Origin of the sequence: Actinomyces oris (assembly GCF_001929375.1) — a bacterium.
Lineage (GTDB): Bacteria > Actinomycetota > Actinomycetes > Actinomycetales > Actinomycetaceae > Actinomyces > Actinomyces oris_B.
In genome coordinates this window covers 1-1,174 of sequence record NZ_MSGO01000092.1, presented here as the reverse complement: position 1 = coordinate 1,174, position 1,174 = coordinate 1, and the positions used below count along the sequence as shown (strand labels likewise).

Below are 1,174 nucleotides of genomic sequence, written 5' to 3'. Positions count from 1 at the left end.
CAACGATGAAAACTCGAGGCCAGGAGAGCCGCATTGCCTCATCCAGCACCGCACCACCGCCAGATGTTCCTCGCCCGCACCCCCTCCAGAGCTCGTCGCCTCGCCCTGGGAATGTGCCTCGCAGCCAGCCTGGCGCTGAGCGCCTGCGGCCCCGCCCACAAGGGGCAGCTGAGCGTCGAGCCCGCCGGCGCCTCCGCCGAGGCCAGCGCCTCCGACTCAGAACCATCCGAGACACCTCGCCCGACGCCGTCGAAGACGCCGTCCGCCACCCCCTCTGCGGCCGCCACATGGTCTCCACCGTCAGTCACCTTCACCAACGAAGACACCTCCATCTGGTCCCGAAACGACAACCTGGCCAACACCAGTAAGAACTCCGATACTGTCCACATCGAGGGATACCAGTTCACCAACGGGCAGGTCTGTCAGGGGTACATCAGCCAATACGTCTCGGAAGAGTATTTCACGCCCCACCCCATCGACGGGCTGCAGTCGATGACTGACGTATCGCTTAAGACTGACGACTACACAGCCTATCAGACCACCGGCACCCCTTCCCCTGTCGAAGCAGTGCGCGACGACAACGGAACGATTCCCGGTTACGAGGTGGGATTCAGCGGTAACGTCAACTTCTCTAACGCCCCGAATACACCTGTCGTGGGATATCGTTTTAGCAGGACCGTCGGAAAAGAGGGATACGTCCTGAATGTTGGACTTGTGTGCCAAACGGATACACCGGCCTCTTTAGAGCAGTGGCACACAATTCTCGCCGGTATCCGAGTCCAGGGAATCGACGCCGGAGCCATGTAATCGGCCGGCGCGGCCCGCAGAAGAGCGGGACGGCTGGTGCGGTCCTGCACTCGGCTTTGCACTCACTGGCCGGTGGGGCCGGGACGCACGCGCTCAGCGCCGCGTCCCGGCCCCACCGGCTCAGTTGATTCTGCAGTCACGTCACCCGAGCCGGGCCCGAAGAGCCTTCAGCCTGTTCAGGGTGGAGCTGCTTCCGAGGATCTCCATGGACTCGAACAAGGGCGGAGAGACCTGTCGCCCGGTCACCGCGACACGCAACGGGCCGTAGGCCAGACGCGGTTTGATCCCCTCGCCGTCGGGCATGCCCCGCCCCTCGACGATAGCAGTCTTGAGGGCCTCCTCCAGACGGTCCTTGTCCCACTGCTCA

The 1,174-nt window shown here is 63.6% G+C and carries 1 protein-coding gene and 1 pseudogene; one reads left to right on the top strand and one right to left on the bottom strand.

Annotation, left to right across the window (positions count from 1 at the left end; translation table 11 throughout):
• Positions 1-63: 63 nt before the first annotated feature.
• Complete coding sequence (locus BKH32_RS13135; RefSeq protein WP_075250429.1) at positions 64-807, top strand: serine/arginine repetitive matrix protein 1; 744 nt, start codon at positions 64-66, stop codon at positions 805-807.
• Between the two features lie 141 nt (positions 808-948).
• Here BKH32_RS13135 and BKH32_RS13130 read toward each other — a convergent pair.
• Positions 949-1,174 (bottom strand): annotated as a pseudogene (locus BKH32_RS13130) (glutamate--tRNA ligase); the annotation flags it as partial.